This window comes from Aquiluna sp. Uisw_065 (assembly GCF_047731275.1).
GTDB lineage: Bacteria > Actinomycetota > Actinomycetes > Actinomycetales > Microbacteriaceae > Aquiluna.
This window is the reverse complement of record NZ_CP159836.1, coordinates 77,954-93,453: the sequence shown is the minus strand read 5'-3', so window position 1 is coordinate 93,453 and position 15,500 is coordinate 77,954. Positions and strand designations below refer to the sequence as shown.

The 15,500-nt window shown below is 52.0% G+C and carries 13 protein-coding genes; 6 read left to right on the top strand and 7 right to left on the bottom strand.

Annotated features, from left to right (window positions below; genetic code table 11):
• The first annotated feature begins 492 nt into the window (after positions 1–492).
• Both ABXT50_RS00480 and ABXT50_RS00475 read left to right on the top strand, forming a co-directional pair.
• On the top strand, positions 493–981 hold the full coding sequence (locus ABXT50_RS00480; RefSeq protein WP_415274236.1) for a beta-class carbonic anhydrase: 489 nt from the start codon (positions 493–495) through the stop codon (positions 979–981).
• Positions 982–1,393: 412 nt separating this feature from the next.
• Positions 1,394–1,882, top strand: a complete 489-nt coding sequence (locus tag ABXT50_RS00475) for a phosphate-starvation-inducible PsiE family protein (protein ID WP_415274235.1) — start codon at positions 1,394–1,396, stop codon at positions 1,880–1,882.
• 7 nt (positions 1,883–1,889) lie between these two features.
• Here the strand turns inward: ABXT50_RS00475 and ABXT50_RS00470 are convergent, their stop codons facing one another.
• Positions 1,890–2,825 carry a nucleoside hydrolase gene (locus tag ABXT50_RS00470; RefSeq protein WP_415274234.1) on the bottom strand — a complete coding sequence of 312 codons (936 nt, stop codon included), beginning with the start codon at positions 2,823–2,825 and terminating at the stop codon, positions 1,890–1,892.
• A gap of 177 nt (positions 2,826–3,002) precedes the next feature.
• Between ABXT50_RS00470 and ABXT50_RS00465 the strand changes: the two genes are divergently transcribed.
• A complete protein-coding gene (locus ABXT50_RS00465; protein WP_415274233.1) occupies positions 3,003–4,841 on the top strand; it encodes an ABC transporter ATP-binding protein in 1,839 nt (612 codons plus the stop codon).
• A 10-nt stretch (positions 4,842–4,851) separates the two neighbouring features.
• Here the strand turns inward: ABXT50_RS00465 and pdxH are convergent, their stop codons facing one another.
• The gene (gene pdxH, locus ABXT50_RS00460) at positions 4,852–5,505 is read right to left on the bottom strand and encodes a pyridoxamine 5'-phosphate oxidase (RefSeq protein WP_415274232.1); all 654 of its coding nucleotides are present in this window, start codon (positions 5,503–5,505) and stop codon (positions 4,852–4,854) included.
• A gap of 97 nt (positions 5,506–5,602) precedes the next feature.
• On the opposite strand from pdxH, the gene ABXT50_RS00455 reads away from it, so the two are divergent.
• Positions 5,603–6,787, top strand: a complete 1,185-nt coding sequence (locus tag ABXT50_RS00455; protein ID WP_415274231.1) for an FAD-binding domain-containing protein — start codon at positions 5,603–5,605, stop codon at positions 6,785–6,787.
• Positions 6,788–6,934: 147 nt separating this feature from the next.
• On the opposite strand, the gene ABXT50_RS00450 is transcribed toward ABXT50_RS00455, so the two are convergent.
• Positions 6,935–9,262 carry a leucine-rich repeat protein gene (locus ABXT50_RS00450; RefSeq protein WP_415274230.1) on the bottom strand — a complete coding sequence of 776 codons (2,328 nt, stop codon included), beginning with the start codon at positions 9,260–9,262 and terminating at the stop codon, positions 6,935–6,937.
• A 124-nt stretch (positions 9,263–9,386) separates the two neighbouring features.
• Between ABXT50_RS00450 and ABXT50_RS00445 the strand changes: the two genes are divergently transcribed.
• On the top strand, positions 9,387–10,025 hold the full coding sequence (locus ABXT50_RS00445; protein ID WP_415274229.1) for a response regulator transcription factor: 639 nt from the start codon (positions 9,387–9,389) through the stop codon (positions 10,023–10,025).
• A complete protein-coding gene (locus ABXT50_RS00440; protein WP_415274228.1) occupies positions 10,022–11,653 on the top strand; it encodes a hypothetical protein in 1,632 nt (543 codons plus the stop codon). The genes ABXT50_RS00445 and ABXT50_RS00440 overlap by 4 nt, the downstream gene beginning before the upstream one ends.
• Before the next feature lie 189 nt (positions 11,654–11,842).
• Here the strand turns inward: ABXT50_RS00440 and ABXT50_RS00435 are convergent, their stop codons facing one another.
• Genes ABXT50_RS00435 through ABXT50_RS00420 form a run of 4 tightly spaced genes read right to left on the bottom strand, consistent with a single transcriptional unit; the run spans position 11,843 to position 15,423 of the window.
• Complete coding sequence (locus tag ABXT50_RS00435; RefSeq protein ID WP_415274227.1) at positions 11,843–12,706, bottom strand: cytochrome c biogenesis CcdA family protein; 864 nt, start codon at positions 12,704–12,706, stop codon at positions 11,843–11,845.
• A complete protein-coding gene (locus ABXT50_RS00430; RefSeq protein ID WP_415274226.1) occupies positions 12,706–13,194 on the bottom strand; it encodes a TlpA family protein disulfide reductase in 489 nt (162 codons plus the stop codon). Before ABXT50_RS00430 ends, ABXT50_RS00435 begins: the two co-directional genes overlap by 1 nt.
• Positions 13,195–13,198: 4 nt before the next feature.
• A complete protein-coding gene (locus ABXT50_RS00425; RefSeq protein WP_415274225.1) occupies positions 13,199–14,440 on the bottom strand; it encodes a YeeE/YedE family protein in 1,242 nt (413 codons plus the stop codon).
• Positions 14,440–15,423: a sulfurtransferase gene (locus ABXT50_RS00420; RefSeq protein ID WP_415274224.1), complete on the bottom strand. Its 984-nt coding sequence runs from the start codon at positions 15,421–15,423 to the stop codon at positions 14,440–14,442. The genes ABXT50_RS00425 and ABXT50_RS00420 overlap by 1 nt, the downstream gene beginning before the upstream one ends.
• Positions 15,424–15,500 lie beyond the last annotated feature (77 nt).

Sequence of the window (15,500 nt, the reverse complement as noted above, 5' to 3'; positions counted from 1 at the left end):
GCAACCGGCCGCATATGTGCCCTCGTGACCGTTAAGCGGCAAGGCGCTAATGACTGACTACCCAGACTTTAAAAAACAAGGATCTTCAATTGCTAGCTTGCCTTGGACGACCACCCGGAGTCTAAACACCACCACAGCGAGGGCGAGCCTTGCGATTTCGGCACTCTTATTGGCTGGTTGTCCAGTTTGAAGGACTTAGATATTTGCGGCGCCGGGAACTCCCGCCCCCGGCAAACGCAATCGAGTTCGACGACACCATCAGATGTAGTTCAGCTGCTCAAAGTGAAATTGCTGTCGAGGTGGATAAACCAGCGACCTGGACGACAGCCTTGGCCGAACAATCTGGGTTACATAAATGGCGGCTGGCGGGAAATAAGTAACCGTTCGCAACAAAGGAATGACCTAGGAGTTTTTGCGTTGTAATAAGGGACAACAAACAAAAGGCGCCGGCGACCGCCGGAAGGCTATAAGAGCGCGAAATATAAGGACCCCATGTCATTCACCGATGAACTTCTAGAGAACAACAAGGCTTATGCCGCCACGTTCTCCGGCCCCCTTCCACTTCCACCCGCGAAGAACATTGCTGTGCTGGCCTGCATGGATGCAAGAATCAACGTCTATGGCGTGTTAGGTCTTGAAGAAGGTCAATCGCACGTGATTCGCAATGCGGGAGGCGTTGTGACAGCCGATGAGATCAGGTCCTTGGCTATTAGCCAGCGACTGCTTGGCACTAAAGAAATAATTCTCATTCACCACACCGACTGTGGCATGCTCACCTTCACGGACGATGAGTTCAAAGAGGGCATTCGCGCTGAAACTGGCTTGAAGCCCGAGTGGGCGGCGGAGTCGTTTAACAACTTAGAAACTGACGTCCGACAGAGCATCGCGCGGATAAAGGCTTCGCCCTTCATCCCTCTCACCGATGCAGTTAGAGGTTTCATCTTCGATGTTGCCACTGGACTACTAGAAGAAGTCAAGTAGCGTCAGAGACTAAAAATGAAACGCGAAACCCGGTCCTAGATATTCTTAGGACCGGGTTTTTCACTACTGAAAACAGTTTCGAGAATTTGCCTTACCTCATGAGTTATGAGTCAACTGCCAGCCGGGATTCAGTTCTCCGATACCTTGATTGGTTGAAGAAACCCACGATGTCGTGAAAAGCATCGTGGGCCTCAGTGCGTTTGGGGGGTATCGAACCCAAAAAAATCGATCCAGAATGATCAACCAAGCGCTTTGTAACAATTCCGACCCTATCCCTTGAGATAACAACGGGCAAGTGCTGCAGGACGACGATCACTTAGGAACGCGAAACTAAAAAACTCTCCCTCGAAAGAAGCCTAAAAAGACCTTTTCGAAATGGGGAGAAAAGCAGCTGTTGTAGGATTTTAGGATTATGGAAAATGACATTGAGCCAGAAAAAAAGAGCCTCGTTCCTTCCCGCGCTGTCGAAATTATGGAAGAGGTCTTCCACGTAGTTCTCGGGTTCTTCCTTTTCGGAATCGCTGTTGCGGCACTTATTTACTCGGTCATAAGAGTCTTCACCACCTCTCCCTTTTTCCCAACCGGCATGATTCAATCGATCAATGACATTTTGTTCATCATTATCATTTTGGAGATCTTGAGAACTGTCATTGCCCGCTACACCGATGGCGTTTTCCAGCTCCAGAACTTCTTGATTATTGGAATCATTGCTGCAGTCAGGCACATTCTTACCGTCGGTGCCTACATGACCCTTGGCTCAGGTAAGACAAGAGAAGAGTTTGACCGAGCGGTAATTGAGTTATCAATCAGCTCCGGAATAGTTGTTGCGCTGGTGCTGGCCATATTCTTGGCCAAGGTCGCAGAGTCCCTGCCCTCAAAAGCGCAGGCAATTACAAAATAGCTCCCGGCTATTTGATTTGCTCCATCCACAACTTGACCATTGCATCCGCATCGACCTTCAAGATCACCGTGCATTCCTTGCCCGGTCTGAAACCGTAAAGCTCGGGGGCGTCTGGGCGGGCGTCGCAAATTGTTTGTCCTCGACCAGGGCCCTGAGAAGTGTCGACAACCACGTTCATAACGCTGCTTCCTACTAGCTCCGGATGCAGCAGGCTTGCGACAGCACCATAGTCCCCGAGGCACATCTCAGAACCCAACGATTGCAACCGGAACTCAATCAAGTCAGCGGCGAAGTCAGCCGACACGGACCCAGCTTCCCGAAGTGCTACTACATGTGTCTGGTCGACTTTGAGATCATAAAAAACATCGAGACCATACATCGTCACGGGAAGCCCGCTATTAAAAACAATGTGCGCGGCCTCTGGGTCGTGCCAAACATTAAATTCTGCCGCAGCAGTCATGTTTCCCCCTGAGGCAGAGCCACCCATCAGAACTATGCGTTCGAGCTTCTTAGCCGTTTTAGGGAAAGTGGATATAAAAAGCGCAATGTTTGTGAGCGGTCCGATTGGCACAAGTGTGACCGGGTCTTTTGAGCCCTCGATGAGGTCTCTGATTAGCTCGATTGCGTGCCGGCTATCTAAGACCCTAGAACTACCGGCGTTAGAAAGCCCGGCAAGCCCGTCACCACCGTGGACGTGGCTGGCGTCGCCAAGATCGCCGGCTGTGCCCATGAGTGGCTCATTGGCCCCTGCGGCCACTGGGATCTTCGAAGCCCCAGCCATATCCAACACCTGAAGCGTGTTTTTGCAGACGTTATTCAGACTGGTGTTCCCGTCGACGCAAGTGATACCGAGGACCGCTATCTCAGGGTTACGGGTTGCGTAGAGAATGGCAAAGGCGTCATCGACGCCGGTGTCAACATCAAGAATTATGCTTACGGTCAATTTATTTGCGCCTTTTTTGTCGGTCTTGTTGAAGCGTATAGGAGGTCGGCCAGAAGATTACGAACGCAGGCAGAGTCAGCACTTCCGCAGCCTGGCAAGAAGGTGGCTCCGGTTTGGTATTTACGCCTTCAGCTTTCCGACAAAACACTCGCTACGGGGCTGAAGTACTCTTAGGTGATGAAAAAAACTTCTGGCCCAGGGGGCTTTATGGTTGACACCGAAAAACGTAAAGCTGAAAACGCTGCGGCACCCAAGGTCGAAAATTTACTTGGGCGCATTGCAGAGTTGTTTACCAACCACCGAGGCGCACTAGTCGGAACGATTGTTTTGGTGCTACTTGGGGCGGGCCTCTCCGTTATCCCGCCGCTACTGATTGAGCGCACGTTTAATGAGGGCCTCTTTCCACCAGTCGGACCACCAAACATGACAGTGCTTGCTCAGTTGGTGAGCCTGATGATTGTCATCTTTATTGCTGCGGCAGCAATAGGTGTGTGGCAGACCTACCTAACAGCCAGGGTTGGTAACGAGGTTATGGGACAACTTCGGGAGCGACTCTTCTCGCACCTGCAGTCCATGGAGTTGGCGTTTTTCACCATGACCAAGACCGGAACCATCCAGTCACGATTGCAAAACGACGTTGGCGGCGTGGCAAACGTGTTGAGCAACACTGTTTCTAGCGTGCTGGGTAATACAGTCACCGTGATCGCCGCCTTCGTGGCGATGCTGCTACTGAGTTGGCAGCTGACTTTGGTTGCTGCAGTGATAATGCCTTTGATGGTCATCGCCCAGCGCCGAGTGGGTCAAGTGCGGGCCAAGATTGCCGGTAAGACTCAGGAATCATTAAGCGAAATGACCGCTATTACCCAAGAGTCGCTTGGAGTTAGTGGAATCTTGCTGGCAAAGAGTTTTGGTCGACAGCAAATAGAAGTCGATCGTTACGCGGCTGAGAATAAAGTACAGATCGGCCTGCAGATAAGACAAACCATGAGTGGCCAGTGGTTTTTCGCCATGGTCCAAATTTTCTTTTCCGCTATTCCGGCAATCATTTATCTAGTTGCCGGCTGGTTGATAACCGAGGGTAGCGTGGTCTCAATTGGCACCGTGGTGGCTTTCACTACCGTTCAGGCCAGACTGCTCTTTCCTTTAATTGGACTAATGCGAGTGGTGCTGGACCTACAAACCAGCGAGGCGCTGTTTGCCCGAATTTTTGAATACATTGATCTAACGCCAGCCATCAATGACCCAGAAAATCCAGAGAAGCTAAATCCTGAGGACCTTGGGTCTGTGGAGTTGCGCGATGTCACGTTTAGCTATCCGGGCTCCGATAATGAAGTGGCGACCCTCAAGAGCGTGAACATCAAGGTTCAAAAGGGGCAATATGCCGCTCTAGTGGGGCCATCGGGTTCTGGTAAAACTACGATTAGCTACTTGATTCCTAGGCTCTACGCTGCCAGCGAGGGTCAGGTGCTCTTCGCGGGAGTTGACGTGCGTGAGCTTTCGCAAACCGACTTGATTGATCAGGTGGGCATCGTGAATCAAGAGACCTACCTGTTCCACGCAACCATTAGGGAAAATTTGGCTTACGCCAAACCTGATGCAACCACCGAAGAAATTATTACTGCGGCCAAGGCCGCAAACATTCACGAAACCATCTCCAGCTTCCCGGAAGGTTACGAAACTGTGGTCGGCGAGCGTGGTTACCGACTAAGCGGCGGCGAGAAGCAGCGAATTGCAATTGCAAGAGTGCTGCTAAAAGACCCACCAGTTTTGATACTCGATGAAGCCACCAGCTCTATGGACACCCGAAGTGAGCGCATCGTTCAGGAAACCCTAGACGCTGTCACACGAAACAGAACAACCATTGCAATTGCTCACCGTCTTTCGACCGTAATCAACGCCGATGTCATCTTTGTCATAAGCGGCGGTGAAGTAGTTGAGCGCGGCACTCACACTGAGTTGCTAAAGAACAAAGGCCTCTACTCGAAATTGGTCAACGAGCAGTTCAAGAACGCCTAGAAAGACACCACTAAGGCTGTAGGCGCTGAATCTTCCACTGGCTAGGTGTGCCAGCTGCATCGAGCGTTCTGGAAAAAGCGATTCGATCGTGCATTCGGTTTGAACGCCCTTTCCAGAATTCAATCCTGGTCGGAACAATGCGAAAGCCACCCCAGTAGTCAGGTCTCGGCACTTCATCAGCTTTGAACCGCTCCAGCGCAGCATGGAACTGGGCATCCAATGCATCGCGGTTTTCGATTGGTTGTGACTGCTGGCTGGACCATGCCGCCACTTGAGATTCCTGTGGGCGAGAGTGGAAGTACTCATCGGACTCTTTGCCCGGCACAGTTTTGGCAACGCCCTCTATTAGCACCTGTCGATACATCGAGTACCAGCCAAATACCGCGCTCACCGCAGGGTTTTTATCGATGGCTTGGCCTTTGCGAGAATCAAAATTCGTGAAGAAGAAAAATCCGTGCTCATCAACACCCTTTAGCAACACGGTTCTGGCGCTCGGGGTGTTCTGTTCGGTAATTGTTCCAAGCACAAAAGCGTTTGGCTCGTAAATTTTTTCGGCCTCTGCCTCAACTAACCAAATCTTGAACTGCTCAATGGGGTCAGCCAGTAAGTCAGTCTCGTCCAGTGCTTCCTTGCCGTAATCTTCGTGCCGATTCAGAGAGTCCATGAAACAAGAATAAGCGCTTTATCTCAAGCTTTTTCTCAAATCTTAGAAGCTCCTCAGCATAAACTTATGTCACTCAAACCAGAGGAGTTTGGCTTAATTGAAGCAATTTGACATCACTACCGACGCCGAACAGCTAGTAACTGAAGTCTTCGCCGGTTTACATTCCGGCGGCGGTCGAAGTTCCATTCCGGGAGGCCAAACAGCAGCTAATTTGGCACTTTCGGATCTCCAGCTACGTGGCTATGCCAAAAACCGCTCCCAGGTGCTACCCATACACAGCAGGGGCGCAACGGTTATGTCTCCCTATGTTCGGCACAACATCATTTCGCTCTCGACACTGTGGGATGTGGCCGGTAAAGCGCCGCAGTTTGACCGAGATAAGTATCGAGACGAGCTGTTGTGGCAAGAGTACGCCCGGCACCTCTACGCACGTATCGGCACGAAACTATTTAGCAATTTGAGGTTTGAGCAAACCTGGGATGCCCCGGGCGACGGTTGGCCCGAGGGCATGGCTTGCGTGGACTTTGCGCTCGATGAGCTACATCAAGATGGTTGGTTAGTGAACCAAACCAGAATGTGGTTGGCCTCTCACTGGAGTGTGCGCAATGGCAAGGGTTGGCTTCACGGACAAGAGCGCATGCACCAAGAACTAATTGATGGCTCCAGAGCTGCAAACTTGCTTGGCTGGCAGTGGACCGTGGGTTCGGGTAACGGAAAGCCCTACGGCTTTGCGCGCTGGCAAGTTCAGAAGCGTGCGCCAGAACTCTGCGGCTCCTGCGCTCTCAAGTCTGCTTGCCCAATAGAAAAGTTTCCGGTCGATCGGGAGTTATCACCGATAGCCACCGATCCCTTGCTTAGTTTTGACCCAAGCCCCGAAATAACAACCGGCCCGCGTGTTCCGATGCAAGCCAACAAACCCGATGTAGTGCTCCTGACAATTGAATCCCTGGGCGACAGTGATCCCGCAATGGCTGCGAACCCAGATCTTCCAGTGGCTTTCGTCTTCAACGAGCAAGCACTAGCCAAATTGCAGCTCTCTTCAAAGCGCATCTATTTTTACCTTGAGACGCTGAAAGATCTAGCTACCAGAAGAGACCTATCGGTTTATCTTGGTGACCCAGTTGAATTCGCCAAAGCAAACAAGGTTGCGGTCACTCACGCCCCGGTTCCAAGCTTCGAGAAATTCCAGAGCCTTGCCGAGGTCCACCCTTACCCATGGCTAAAACTCCCACACTCGGGCTCGGTAAAGTCATTCAGCGCCTGGCGAGGGAAACTGCGCTAAGTCGAGATTTTGGTTGAGACGCTCACCCTAAATTTCAAACTCAAATGAAGAAACCCAAGATTTCGTGGAGGACATCTTGGGTTTCATTGCACTCGAAAGGGGTCGAACTTCCGCCCTTTTGCTGCGCTGACTGTCTACAGAGGCTAGCTACCTCGTAAGCACCGTCTTTGCTAGCAGCCTCTCTCCGTCAATAAATAGATCAACTTTTACTTCCAATCCAACTGCGATTGTCTTTCTTTGGAACACCTGGTAATCCTTGGTGATAACCACCTTGAACCATTTACCAGCAATTTTCCAAGCCAGTGTTTGCCCCTTGTAGCCCTTGGCATAAACAGCAACATAAGTATTGAAGGATCCTGCATTTACTTTTTGGTTTGTCGCAGCCTCAACCTCACCTGCGACAACTTGGGCGACACCTCCAGCCAACAAAGTTGCGTCATCCGTTGTAAGTGAAATTGTGTAGCCTCCAGCGGCTAGGCCCGCAGGCACTGTAACCGTGATGGAAGTTGTAGTCCTGGCTGTGATGGGAACGACTGTGCCCCCAATTGTTACCTGAGTAATTCGATCCATGTTCGTACCATTGATCACGAGAGTCGCACCAGCATTAGTGTCCCCAGCTACAGGAGTAGCTGTTGGAGGAGTCGGGTCTGGAGCTCGAACAATTGTTAGGCCATTCCACGTGTTCGCTGTACCGAAGCCGGTGGCGGCAAGACCAATGTTCGCCACGGGATCAGTTCCTACTGAACGGAAGGCGCTAGTGCCAACACTCGGCGCGTTGCCTGCGAAGGTTACCGATGTCATTGAGGTTGCGCCGTCGAACGCACTGACGCCGATTGAGGTGACGCTGTTCGGGATGGTTATTGAGGTTAGGGCGGTATTGAACATGAACGCAGCATTGCCGATGGTAGTGACGCTGTTCGGGATGGTTATTGAGGTTAGGGCGTGGGCGTCTCTGAACGCACCGGCTTCAATTGACGTGACGCTGTTCGGAATGGTTATTGAGGTTAATGAAGTGGTATTTCTGAACGCATTGGGGCCGATTGAGGTGAGGACACTGCCGGCCTCAAAGGTCACCGAAGCCAGTGCGGTGGCGTTAAAGAACGCATAGACGCCGATTGAAGTGACGCTGTTCGGGATTACTGCCGACCCAACGCAATCCGTGTTTCCGGTAACCACATTGTCCGTGACTGTGAACGTGCCGCTTGTGCTGCAGTTCACAAGAACGACTCCTGAGGCTCGAACAATTCTTAAGCTATTCCACGTGGCCGCTGTACCGAAGCCGGTGGCCGCCGAACCGATGTTCGCCACTGAATCAGCACCCATATTATTGAAGGCGTCAGTGCCAACAGTCGCTGGTGCATTGCCCTCAAAGGTTATTGAGGTTAGCGACCAAGAGAAGCGAAACGCCTGGTTGCCAATTGAAGTGACGCTGTTCGGGATGGTTATTGAGGTTATGGCGTTGCGTCCGTAGAACGCAAACTGGCCGATTGAATTTAGTGCGCTTCCAGCTTCAAAGGTGACTGTCTCTAGGGCGCTCGCGCCGTAGAACGCAGCGTTGCCGATTGAGGTCACGCTGTTCGGGATGGCTATTGAGGGTAGCGCGGTAGCTTGAAGGAAGGCGTTGTTGCCAATTGAAGTGACGCTGTTCGGGATAGTTATTGAAGTCAATGCGCTAGCGCTTCTGAACGCATTGGCGCCGATTGAAGTGACGCCGTTCGGGATTACTGCCACCCCTGCGCAGTTTGTGTGTCCTGTAACCACATTGTCCGAGATTGCGAACGTGCCGGTTGTGCAGTCCGCAGAACTGATTTCTGAGGCGCGAACTATTGTTAGGCCGTTCCATGTGGTCTCTGTGCCGAAGCCGGTGGCAGCAGAACCAATGTTCACCACTGCATCTACGTTATAGAAGGCCGAAGTGCCGATAGTCGGTGCATTGCCACCGAAGGTTATTGAGGTTAGTGATTTGGCGTCGTTTGCGAAGAACGCCCAGTCGCCGATTGAGGTGACGGTGCTCGGGAAGGTTATTGACTCTAGTGGCGCCCTGTAGAAGGCGTAGTCGCCGATTGACTCGAGCACACTGTCGGCCTCAAAGGTCACCGAGGCTAGTGAAATGGCATTTCTAAACGCATGGTCGTCGATTGACGTCACGCTGTTCGGGATGATTATTGACTCTAGTGAGGTGGCGATGTGGAAAGCAAAGGACCCGATTTGTGTGAGCACACTGTCGGCCTCAAAGGTCACCGAGACTAGTGAGCCGGCGGAGCGGAACGCCTCGGCGCCGATTGACGTCACGCTGTTCGGGATTACTGCCTCCCCAGCACAGCTCGAGTTGCCGGTGACCACATTGTCCGTGAGCGTAAACGAGCCGCTCGTGCTGCAGTTCACAGTCGCAGCCCACGCTGGCGGTGCAACTAAGGTCGCCCCCAATAAAGCCAGCACAGCGGTCAGTGACAATTTCTTCGATTTCAGCAACATTAGAGCTCCCCTTGAATAACGTATTCAATTGAACCTAAAGTTCGACTGACTGAATGGGAAATTAGTTGGAGGTTTACCCCACGTCCAAGGTGCGATTTGTCAAAAAACGCCCGATACTAAAGACATGTCTCTAGCAAACGTTCTGATTGTCGAAGATGACAGCTACCTGCGTTCCTTGTCTGTTGTCTCATTTGAATCAGCCGGTTTACACGTGGTTGTCGCAACATCAAGGGCCGGTGAAGCGATCGAAGCGGTAAAAAATGAAGCCGTTGATGTAGCCGTCTTGGACCTATACCTGGGGCCTGGTCCCACGGGCATTGACATTGCAACCTCGCTGCGCGCACTAAACCCGAGGATTGGCCTAGTTTTTCTCACGAGCTTTTCAGACCCTCGTCTGTTGCACCCTCAGTCCGAGCTTCCAGCTGGGTCCATATATCTAACCAAATCCAAGATCTCGGGGGTTAGGGAGATAGTGACAGCCATTTTGTTTTCCAAGCACTCGCCGCTTTCGACCAAACTGGACCAGATTGGTGACCGCACTCTCACGGATAATCAGATGAGAGTCTGGCGCCTAGTTTCCCAAGGTACGAAGACTTCAAAAATTGCCGAAGCCCTTGATGTTTCCGAGAGCGCCGTGGAGCATGTGATCAAAAGGATCGCCTTGCAACTAGACATTGCGCTCGATCCAACCATCAACCTTCGGGTTCAATTGGTCAGAGAGTTCTCGCATCGCACCGGACAACAGCTTCCGGAGATACAGTGACTTGGTTATCAATAAAGGTTGACCTGAGCGTTCGAGGCTTCCTGCTATTTGCAATCATGCCGATACTCGCAACTCCACTTGCTTACGTGCCGAGCGCTGCGGAAATTCCAACCGGCATTGGCTTTGGTGCAATGCAGGTCGCAGTACTGGGTCTAATTACCCTGTTTGCGATGAAACTGCTTGCGCTAACTGGTCGCCGGCTGTCATTGATACAACTCGCTGTCTTTGGGCTGTTTCTGGGTAGCGTTCGGGGCGTCTTGATGGTTGCTCTCGATGGACCCTTTGGCCTTGTCGATAATCTTGAGATGGCTGCTCGGATTCTGAGTTCCGCGCTATTTACTGGCTTCTGGTTCAGTGCCGCCACCTACATAGTGCATGAAGGAACTGCCTTCAACATTAAATACCGGGCGCTCAGAAACCAAGTTGCAGCGAGTACCTCAACAAACACCGACCCGCTTGCACCGGTATCCTCAAACCAGTTGGCAATGCAGGACCTCACTCACGTCTTGCAATCACTTGGTAAATTAGTGAGCGGACAGGATGCCACCGCAGAGAACCTCAGGATGGCGGCCGAGGAGGTTCGAACCAAGTCTGATGAGGTCGTTAGGCCGTTGAGCCACAAAATCTGGATGGACAGCAGAGCTAGTGCACCGAAGGCAAAGTTCTCGGAGGTTGCGAAACAAGCAATCATTGATCTGGACTACTCACTTGGGCGAGTCCTGATCATGGAGTCCCTGTTTTTGATGGGGCTAATTTCGGTCTTTAGCATCGATCGGGTATTGCTGGCTGGTCTCCTGCTCCCCCTCGTCGCCCTGTTTTCGATTGCCTTCAGGCCAAAAAAACGAGTTAGACCCGCTTCCAGGGCCGCCCTTCTTAACTCTGTCTTTCTGGTCGCAATATCAATCATTCCGATTTTTGTGGACGACCTGCTAGTCCAAGTGGCTGGCTACACGTCTGCTTTGTTCCCCGTGAACCCGTTTACCTTTATTGCGCCGGTCTGGCTCTGCGCGACAATCATCCTCGATGCAAGCCTGGCTGTCCTACGAAAGAGCAGAGCTGAGCTCGTTGAAAAACTTGAGCAACAAAAAGCAGACGCTCCTGCAACAGGTGGTGAAAACCTTGCAGGATTTCTGCATAACTCACTGCAATCCGAATTGACAGTGCTCTCTCTGCAGCTGCAGGCCGCCTCGGAATCCCACAACCCCACCGACGCCAAGGCCGCCTGGGAGCAACTGGGGGCTTGGATCAACAAATCTGTCAGCGAAGACTTTGAGAATTCAACACTCGATCCGGCATCTCGAGCCTATGGCTCGATTGCTGCTTGGCAAGGCATCGCAGACGTGGAGATAAACATCAGTCCCGAAACTTTCAGCGAGCACTCGATGGCCAACTTGATCGTCCAGGTAATTGAAGAATCCGTTTCAAACTCGGTACGGCACCTCGGGGCCAGCAAAATCAAATTCCACTTTGACCCGAGCAACATGAATCAACTCATAATCGAAACCAATGGTCGAGTGTCCGAGACAACCACGAAGGGAATCGGAGTGTCTTGGCTAAATTCGATCTCACTCAAGACCACCGAATTGGTTGAAACTGCCACTGGAACGAGATCGGTTATTGACCTCTAAGGTGATGCGGCGCGAGCCCGAGCACCGGCGCGGACCCAGAAGCCGAAGATATATCCACGGCAACTAACGAAAATGAAGAAACCTAAGATGTCGTGAAACGCATCTTGGCTTTGTTGTGCTTAGGTAGCTAGGGATGGTTTTTGCCAACACCGACCTTACTAAATTAGCCAATTGCCCAGAGGCGCAATTTCACTTCTCAGTGGGTAGTTTCGACTTAGAACCAGACCTATTTGACTTACGAAATCCCCAAACCGCGAACGCCGAGAGTAGAACAACCCCAACAATTACCCAGAGTGGCCCAACTCCATAGACAAACCTGCTGACATAGCTCTGCAGATCTATGGCCGTTGAGATAACGGCGTTTGGCTGCAAGTTGCCGGCTGCCACCTGGAGCTCAAAGACCCCGTAAGCAAATAAGTAGATCGCAACCACAATCAAGAAACCAGCAATCAACTGCTCCAGTAACTTCCCTTTTCGCCTTAGCCAGGCGATGGCCCCTTGGCTCGATGAAGCCGTGAGTAGTGCAAGCAACAAGACCATTGCACTCATTCCAAACCCATATGCCCCGAATATAATTGGGATTTCAAACCACGAGCTTGACCTAATTGCTGTCGCAGTGACGGCCAAGAAAGGTCCGATGGTGCAGGAAAGCGACGCCAGAGCGTATGTGACGCCATAGCCGACCTGCGAAAGTAAGCCTGATTTTGGTGCAATCGAAGGCCGAAACAACTTGGTCAACCCCACCGACTTACCGGCAAGGATTGCTATTCCAGTGGCCGCTAGTAGCAGCGCGACCACCAACGTGACCCAGGGCAGGTAGGCCTGAATGGAACTTGCAAATGGGATAACTACAAGCCCGAAGGCGGTGAAGGTAAGGAGTAACCCTGCGCCCATGCCGAAACTGAATTTCAGAGCCCGAAGGTAGTTGCCTTTTTTATCGGTTGTTTGCTTGAGGATTTGAACCCCAAGATAGGCGGGCAGCATCGCAAACCCACAAGGGTTGAACGCAGCCAGCATGCCAGCTAGCAAAGAGATGGCCAGCAGCGACTCCATTAGTCTTCCAAAATGCTATCTAGTAGCTCTTGAGCTACTTCTCTGGTTGCAGGTCCTATGTGAAGCTGAGCTGCGCCATCTTGGTTCAAAACCACAATCGAGGGCTGCAGTGGCACTTGAAAGTTTGCCCACAACTCTCCGGTCGTGTCCACCAGATGCACTAACTGGTCAGTGCCGGTGCGATTGACAAAGTCCTGCATCTCACCACGGGTGCCATAGCCTGCAATCCCAATGAATTGAACCTCGGGATTTGCCGCCTGAAGCTCTTTGATGTCAGCGGATTCCTGGGCGCAGATCGCGCACCACGGAGTCCAAAACCAGATCAGAGTGTCTTTGCCGGTCAAAGTGCTTGATGCGAAGTTTTCACCCGCCACAGTCTGCGCTTCAAATTCAAGCTGAGGCTGATACCCGGACTCCCCTGCCGCGCTTGCGCAGCCGGTAAGACCAAGAATCAGCAGCAGAGCTGCCGCAAGGAATGCCTTTTTCATTTTTTTACTGTCCGATCTTATTTAGTTTCAGTTTGATGCCCACAAAGACTCCCAAGAAGCTGAAAAGTAAGAACACCCAGCCAGAAAGTGCGAAGCCTTGAATGCCAGATAGCAAAACTCCGACGGTGCAGCCAAGGGCCGTGAATGCTCCCCAACCAAGCATCACACCGCCGAGAAGGGCAGTGACTCCATTTTTCACATTGATGGATTCGAACTTAAATCGATTGCCGCTGATTGCCGAGGCAAGTGCTGCCACAAATAACCCGAGGATTATCCAGCCGTTATTGGTGACCACCTCGCCAATAACGCCAATACATCCTGACAAGGTGTCCATGCCGGCCAGCGACTCCGGCCTAATGCCGACCGAATCCGCTAGGTTCTGAGACCAGGAATTCAGCTGCCTGGTCGTGCCCAACGGCTCGACTCGGAGATAGGCAACGACCCCAACTAATCCGACAATGACTCCGGTAAGCCAAGGTGACCACCTTTTTCGAACGAGATTTTCGCGCAATTGCGCAAGGTTAGTTGCTGGTTGTGCAATTCGCTTTTGCTCTTTTGGATCGGAGCGCTTGAGGGCAAAGATGGTGAGGGCCGCAAGAGCTGCGAGTGTGATCAGAAGCGATCCGGTGTAGCCCAAGTAGTTGGGTAACCAGATGGTTGGCGCATCTCGAATCCCGGCTTCATAGAGGGGGTTCCAGGTAATGAAAGCGACCATGAAACCAATCACTGTTCCGACAAGACCGGTAATTGCTCTAAGGGACCCTTCGGCCAACCGATAGATGTGTCCCGAGATGCAAGCTCCAGACAAAGCCATGCCAATGCCGAACACAAATGCCGCCAGCACCAGTGGCCAGCCAACCGGTGCAATGTGAGCTGCCGGTGGCAATGTGCCCTCCGGATTTGGAGTGAAAAGTGCAAACAGAACCGTGTAGCCGATTGCTCCAACTGCAAGCGCAGTGTAGATCGAGGTCAAGCCAGAGTTGTAGTTGCGATCGATAGCATCTCGCCAGATGCAGAAAAAACAAAACCTGCCTCGTTCGAACGCAACACCCAAGGCCAAACCCATTAAAAGCGACACCGAAGCATCGGATCCAAAGTCTTCCAGCTCACCTATGTAGTTGGCCAAAAGAATCAGCCCAGCTATCAGAGCCAGTGCAACGGCGGAACGGATGCTATCCGCTGTAGTCCAGACCCGCTCTTGGGTGGTTTCGCCCGAGGGCGGGTCTGGCATCACAATTTGTGACATTAGGAATCAGCGTTCTCGATTGGAACGTCCTCGGCGTTGCCATACTCCGTCCAAGAGCCGTCATAGTTCTTGACGTCCTCATAACCAAGAATCTGGGTCAGCGCAAACCATGAGGCGCTTGCCAACAGTCCGGTGCCGCAATAGAGGATGACCTCCTTGTCGGCTGTCGCACCAATTGCTTGGTAGGCAGCTGCAATCTCTGCCGGTTGAAGGTAGCTAACGTCTTCGTTGAAAAGGGCAAAGGAGAACAAGTTCTCCGCTGAGGCCACGTGGCCGTCAAACTTGGCCCCGGAGGTCTCCTCGCCGACGTAGGACTCGAGGGAGCGGTTATCCACAATGATGGAGTTGCCGTCCGGTCCAGCCGAAGCCGTTGCAACCACCTCTTCGATAAAGGCCCTAAGTTCAAGATTTGCCTCGGTTGGCACAAAGTCACCTGGGTCAACAGTTGGTTGCGCCAGGGAGACCTGCTTGCCCTCTGCCTGCCACTTTGACCAGCCGCCATCCAAGAGTCGAACATTATTGAAGCCATAGATCTTGAGCACCCAGACTGCCCAAGTTGCAAACAACTGGTGGGTTTCGCCATAGACAATTACCTTTGAATCCTGATTGATTCCCAGTGATGACGTGATTGCTTGGAAGCTTTCCGAATCGATGATTCCTCTGCTCTCACCGCCGGTGAGACCCGAGTACCAGTCAAGCTTTTGGGCTTCAGGAATGTGACCACGCTCGTATAGCCCTTCCTCGTTTGCAATCTGGAGAATTACCAAGTCTGGATCATCAAGGTTTTGTTCTAGCCAGTCGGTTGAGACTAGTCCCTCAGTTGTAGTCACAGTGGTTACTCCTGCGTCAAATAAAGCAGCCTCCGCTTCAACTTGATTTCCGGACGAATCTGGGCCAGAGCTCGCTGCTGCGCAGCCAACTAGGGACACTGCCAACAGAGAAGCTGCACCGATAGTCGAGAGTTTTCTAATACCTTTGATCATGAATATTCCTGTTCCCCCTGTTGGTGGTCTAAGTGAGATAGCCCCAAGGTAAGGCCTGCGGTCGCAAGTTCAAAGTG